Annotated in this window: 7 protein-coding genes; 2 read left to right on the plus strand and 5 right to left on the minus strand. The window is 61.6% G+C overall.

The genetic code is table 11. The features are described 5' to 3' along the window. Nucleotides 1-197 (minus strand): hypothetical protein (locus WB528_RS14670; protein WP_423889137.1); only part of this gene is annotated, 197 nt, incomplete at its 3' end. An 87-nt stretch (nt 198-284) separates the two neighbouring features. On the opposite strand from WB528_RS14670, the gene WB528_RS14675 reads away from it, so the two are divergent. Both WB528_RS14675 and WB528_RS14680 read left to right on the plus strand, forming a co-directional pair. Continuing rightward, nucleotides 285-1,256, plus strand: a complete 972-nt coding sequence (locus WB528_RS14675) for a tyrosine recombinase XerC (protein WP_423889138.1) — start codon at nt 285-287, stop codon at nt 1,254-1,256. Nucleotides 1,257-1,316: 60 nt separating this feature from the next. Continuing rightward, nucleotides 1,317-1,904, plus strand: coding sequence for a DUF4337 domain-containing protein (locus tag WB528_RS14680; protein WP_423889139.1), 588 nt, complete (start codon nt 1,317-1,319; stop codon nt 1,902-1,904). Between the two features lie 4 nt (nt 1,905-1,908). Here the strand turns inward: WB528_RS14680 and WB528_RS14685 are convergent, their stop codons facing one another. The 4 genes from WB528_RS14685 to odhB form a co-directional block, all read right to left on the minus strand. Continuing rightward, nucleotides 1,909-2,439: a hypothetical protein gene (locus WB528_RS14685; protein ID WP_423889140.1), complete on the minus strand. Its 531-nt coding sequence runs from the start codon at nt 2,437-2,439 to the stop codon at nt 1,909-1,911. 197 nt (nt 2,440-2,636) lie between these two features. Then, on the minus strand, nt 2,637-4,040 hold the full coding sequence (lpdA, locus tag WB528_RS14690; protein WP_423889141.1) for a dihydrolipoyl dehydrogenase: 1,404 nt from the start codon (nt 4,038-4,040) through the stop codon (nt 2,637-2,639). 33 nt (nt 4,041-4,073) lie between these two features. Continuing rightward, a complete protein-coding gene (locus tag WB528_RS14695) occupies nt 4,074-4,820 on the minus strand; it encodes an SDR family oxidoreductase (protein WP_423889142.1) in 747 nt (248 codons plus the stop codon). A gap of 80 nt (nt 4,821-4,900) precedes the next feature. Further along, nucleotides 4,901-5,705: 2-oxoglutarate dehydrogenase complex dihydrolipoyllysine-residue succinyltransferase (gene odhB, locus WB528_RS14700; RefSeq protein ID WP_423889143.1), on the minus strand; the 805-nt coding region annotated here is incomplete at its 5' end.

The following is a 5,705-nucleotide window of genomic DNA, read 5'->3' on the forward strand; positions in this document are numbered from 1 at the left end:
GGACTGGCGTTCTCCGCCCAGACCACGCCGACAACTTCGCGCGGCCCGAGCGGCACGCACACCACATCGCCGGGCTTGAGGTCGAGCCCCCGCGGCACGCGATAGGAATAGGCCCGGTCGAGCGCGACAGGCACCAGCACATCGACGACGCCGGTCGACGATGCGGATGATGGCGGGGCACGGGTGGAATGGTCCATTTCGACGTGAGCCTGTCCTGCTAATTAGCGAAGGATAAACCAAGACGGTGCGATATAATCAAAGGAATCATCGCGCCAAGAGTAGATATGGCCAAGCCGGCTCCCGCCCCGCAACCGATTGAGCTTGACTGCGCGGACGAATCGATCGCGCTGCAACTGACGCGCTGGCTGGCCCATTTGCGCGCCGAGCGGCGCCTGTCGCCAAAGACGTCGGAGGCCTATTCCCGCGACGTGCGGCAGTTCCTTGAATTTCTTGGCCAGCACTGGCAAGCGCGCGTGACACTGGCGAGTTTTTCCGCCCTTGAAGCCAGCGACGTCAGGGCCTTCATGGCGAAACGGCGCGCCGACGAAATTGGCAGCCGCTCGCTGATGCGGGCGCTGGCGGGCCTGCGTTCCTTCGGCCGCTTCCTCGAACGCGAAGGCCGCGGCAAGGTCGGTGCGCTATCGGCGATCCGCGCGCCGAAGGTTGGCAAGAGCCTGCCGAAGCCGTTGCCTATGGCGGCCGCCAAACGCCTTGCCGATGCCGACGAACGCGCCGGCGAAGACCGCGATCCCTGGATCTGGGCACGCGACGCCGCGGTGATGGCGCTGCTCTATGGCTCGGGCCTGCGCATCTCGGAGGCGCTGGGGCTGAAGCGCCGCGACGTGCCCGCGCCGGGCGAAGGCGACGTTCTGGTGGTCACCGGCAAAGGCAACAAGACGCGGATGGTGCCAGTGCTGCAAAATGTGCTGACTCTGATTCAGGATTATGTGGCGATGTGCCCGCATTCCTTACCGCCGGAGGGGTCGATATTCGTCGGTGCGCGCGGTGGACCTTTGAGCCCTCGCATCATTCAGCTCACCATGGCGCGGCTGCGCGGCGCGCTTGGCCTGCCCGACAGCGCGACGCCGCATGCGCTTCGCCATTCCTTTGCCACGCACCTGTTGTCGCGCGGCGGCGATTTGCGCGCGATCCAGGAATTGCTCGGCCACGCTTCGCTCTCGACCACGCAGATTTATACCGGCATCGACAGCGAGCGGCTTCTCGAAGTGTACCGGAGCGCGCATCCCCGCGCCTGAACCCTTGCACTCGCCATATTGTTCGTCCATCGTTATCTCCCTGGACAGAGGGGAAGACTCATGAGCGCACATGAAAGCATGGAGCACGCTGAACACGCCGAGCATGCCTCGGGGGAAAACAAGAAGATCGCGCTCTTGATCGCGGTGATCGCACTTTGCCTGGCCCTGTCGGAAACGCTGGGCAAGGGCGCGCAGACGGAATCCATTGCCAAGAATGTCGAGGCTTCGAACCTCTGGGCGTTCTTCCAGGCGAAAAGCATCCGCCGTACCACGGTGCAGACTGCGGCCGAGCAGGCCAAGATTGCGTTGCCGAGCGATGAAGCCGCGAAAGCGGCGGCGCAAAAGCAGATTGACGCCTGGCAGAAGACCGCGGCGCGCTACCGCTCCGAACCCGAAACCGGCGAAGGCACCGAGCAACTATCCGAGCGCGCCAAGCATGCCGAAGAAGAGCGCGATCTGGCCACCGCGAAATATCATCACTTCGAACTTGCCTCGGCGGCTTTCCAGATCGGCATCGTGCTGGCGTCCGCGGCCATCATCACCAGCATGATCGGGCTCGCCTGGATTTCGGGCCTGCTGATGCTCGCTGGCATCGGCTTCACCGCGCTCGGCGTGTTCGCGCCGCATGCATTGCATCTGGCATTGTGAAGGACTAGCGTGCTTCGTGCACGCTCTTGCGGAAGCGCTGGATCAGCCGCAGCATGCGTGACGACCAGCGGTCGCCGTTGCCGCGCAGCATTTCCGCGATACGCTGCTTGATCGGCTCGACCATGGCTTTCGCCTTGGCGCGCAGCGACATCACGAACTCATAGAGCCTTTCGAACCATCCCATCTCCAGCAGCTTCGGCCGCGTCACGTCAAAGACAAATGCCGTGACACCGACGCCGACAAGCTTGGCGAAGATGATGGTCATGGCGGCGCTGAGCCAGTATTCGTGGGCGAGCAGCCAGAAGCCGATCAGCTTCAGCGGAAATAACGGAATCACCGGCACGATGAAAACGATCAGCGTCATCGCCGGCGACAACGTATCGACGCGCTCGGCCAACCAGTGCTTGAAGGATTGCAGCGGGATCTTCGCGACCACCCAGGCCACGATCGGCTCGAGATGATCCCACAGCCACGCCTCGATCAGAAAGATGACCGCGAGTAGCACCCAGATCGGTTGAAGAAGGCGGCGTAACATCGAGGTCACCCTAATCCGACTAGTGGTCCGATTCGAACATTCGCATGCCTTCGCGGCGGCCACTTTTGCGAATGTTCGAATCACAGGATCACTAGCAACTATAGTCCTAGTGGAGTTTGGATTTGACATTCGCTTCCCGAACTCGCGGCCAAGCCGCTAGCGAATGTCAAATCCGCTCCACTAGCGCCGGGCAAGGATCACATATGGATGGCACGTTTGCCAACTGCAAGCGCCGCTTCCTTGACCGCCTCGGAACGGGTCGGATGGGCGTGGCAGGTACGGGCAAGATCCTCGGCGGAACCGCCAAATTCCATCAAAACGCAGGCTTCATGGATCATCTCGCCGGCTTCGCGGCCAACAATATGCACGCCCAACACCCGGTCGGTTTTCGCATCTGCGAGAATCTTCACGAAACCGTCAGTGGTCTGGTTGACCTTGGAACGCCCGTTGGCCGTGAACGGGAATTTACCGGTCGTATAGGCAACGCCGGCCTGCTTCAGCTCTTCCTCGGTCTTGCCAACGGAAGAAACCTCGGGCGTTGTATACACAACGCCAGGGATGACGTCGTAGTTCACGTGGCCCGCCTGGCCAGACAGAATTTCCGCAACCGCGACGCCCTCATCCTCGGCCTTGTGCGCCAGCATTGGACCGGCCACGACATCGCCAATCGCATAGACGCCCTTGAGGCTGGTGGCGAAGTGCGCATCGATCTGTACGCGGCCGCGATTGTCGAGCGCAACGCCGGCTTCCTTCAGGCCGAGACCTTCGGTGTAGGGGACGCGTCCGATGCAGACCAGCACAACATCTGCTTCGATCTTTTCCGATGGCCCGCCGGCAGCCGGCTCGACCTGCGCAATCAAACTCTTGCCTGAGCTGTCAACGCCCGTGACCTTGGCGCCGAGCTTGAACGCAAAGCCCTGCTTCTCGAGCATGCGCTGGAATTGTTTGGCGACCTCGCCGTCCATACCGGGCAGGATCCGATCGAGAAATTCCACCACGGTGACTTGGGCGCCGAGCCGGTGCCACACCGAGCCGAGCTCGAGCCCGATCACGCCGGCGCCGACGATCAGCAATTTTCCCGGAACCTTGTCGAGCGCGAGCGCGCCGGTCGAAGAGACGATGCGCTTCTCGTCGATCTCGATGCCCTTCAACTTTGCGACGTCCGAGCCGGTGGCGATGACAATATTCTTCGTCTCGACGGTTTTCGTCTTGCCGTCATTGCCTGCGACTTCGATCTTGCCGGTCCCGAGGATCTTAGCCTTGCCTGCGATCACGTCGATCTTGTTCTTCTTCATCAGGAACTCGACGCCCTTGACGTTACCGTCGATGCCCTGCTGCTTGAAATTCATCATCGACGGCAGATCGAGCTTGGGCGCGGAAACGCTGACGCCCATTTTGGCGAAGGAATGCGCGGCTTCCTCGAACATTTCGGAGGCGTAAAGCAGCGCTTTCGAAGGCATGCATCCGACATTGAGGCAGGTGCCACCGAGGGTCGCGTTCTTCTCGACCACGGCGACTTTCATACCGAGCTGTGCGGCGCGGATCGCGCAGACATACCCGCCAGGACCGGTGCCGATAACAACTAGATCGTAAGTGGCCATGATCGAACCCTGCACCTTAAATATGCGACCGCTTTAACGTCCGCCCGAGACATCAAGGATGGCGCTGGTGACGTAAGAGGCCTCGTCCGACATCAGCCAGACGATGGCATTGGCAATTTCATCCGCGGTGCCGATGCGTTTCATCGGCACCACATGCGCGAGCCGGTGTGCCCGGTCAGGCTCGCCACCGGAAGCATGAATTTCGGTGTCGATCAGGCCAGGCCGGATCGCGGCAACGCGAATGCCTTCGCTGGCGACTTCATATCCGAGCCCGACGGTGAAGGAATCGATCGCGCCCTTGGAGGCCGCATAATCGACATAGGTGTTGGGCGAGCCGAGTTTCGCCGCGACCGACGACAGGTTGACGATCACGCCACCCTTGCCGCCGTGCCTGGTCGACATCCGCTTCACCGCCTCGCGGGCGCAAAGCATGCTGCCGGTGACGTTGACCGCCATGATCCGCTGGATCCGCTCGGCGGACATATCGTCAACACGAGCCGTTGGGCCGATGATGCCGGCATTGTTTACCAGCGCGCCGAGGGTACCAAAGGCATCTGCGGCCTTGAACAATGCAAGAATGTCGGCCTCGCTCCCGACATCGCATTTCACCGCGATGGCTTTGCCGTTTTTGGCTTCGATCTTGGAGACGACCCCGTCGGCAGCTTTTTGATTGCTGGCGTAGCCAACGACAACGCGAAATCCTCGCGCCGCGGCGGCGAGCGCGGTAGCGCGGCCGATGCCACGGCTGCCGCCGGTGATGATTGCAACTTTGTCGGTCAAGAGCACGCCCCTACGATTGAATCCTACCTACTAGAAGCGCCGGAGGATTACCGCGGCGCTTCGAACTATCTGGCTGCCGATCAGAGATCCAACACCAGCCGCGCCGGATCTTCCAGGCTCTCCTTCACCCGCACCAGGAATGTCACTGCTTCCTTGCCGTCGATGACGCGGTGGTCGTAGGAGAGCGCCAGATACATCATCGGCCGAATCTCGACCTTGCCGCCGACCGCCATCGGCCGTTCCTGGATCTTGTGCATGCCGAGAATGGCCGACTGCGGGGCATTAAGGATCGGCGTCGACATCAACGAACCGTAGATGCCGCCATTGGTGATGGTGAAGGTGCCGCCCTGCATCTCGTCGATCTTGAGCTGGCCGTCACGGGCGCGACGTCCGAAATCGGCGATGCTCTTTTCGATTTCCGCAATCGACTTGTGGTCGCAATCGCGCACTACGGGAACGACAAGACCCTTGTCGGTGCCGACGGCGACGCCGATGTGGTAGTAATTCTTGTAGATCAGGTCGGTGCCGTCGATCTCGGCATTGGCGGCAGGAATGTCCTTTAGCGCCTGCACGCAAGCCTTGGTGAAGAAGCCCATAAATCCAAGTTTACTTCCGTGCTTCTTCTCGAACACTTCTTTGTAGTGCGCGCGCAACGCCATGACGTTCGTCATGTCGACCTCGTTGAAGGTCGTGAGCATCGCAGCCGTGTTCTGCACGTCCTTCAGGCGCCGAGCGATGGTCTGGCGCAGCCGCGTCATCTTCACCCGCTCTTCGCGCGCCGCGTCGTCCGCCGGCGAAGGCGCGCGGACCTGCACCGCTGCGGCCGGCTGATTGACCGGCGTCGGCGCGGAGGCGGCCTTTTCGATCGCCGCCAGCATGTCGCCC

Source organism: Bradyrhizobium sp., assembly GCF_049586575.1.
Lineage (GTDB): Bacteria > Pseudomonadota > Alphaproteobacteria > Rhizobiales > Xanthobacteraceae > Bradyrhizobium.

Coding starts and splice junctions, on each gene's coding strand:
- WB528_RS14675 (WP_423889138.1), top strand. CDS start 285: ATGGCCAAGCCGGCTCCCGCCCCGCAACCGATTGAGCTTGACTGCGCG.
- WB528_RS14680 (WP_423889139.1), top strand. CDS start 1,317: ATGAGCGCACATGAAAGCATGGAGCACGCTGAACACGCCGAGCATGCC.
- WB528_RS14685 (WP_423889140.1), bottom strand. CDS start 2,439: ATGTTACGCCGCCTTCTTCAACCGATCTGGGTGCTACTCGCGGTCATC.
- lpdA (WP_423889141.1), bottom strand. CDS start 4,040: ATGGCCACTTACGATCTAGTTGTTATCGGCACCGGTCCTGGCGGGTAT.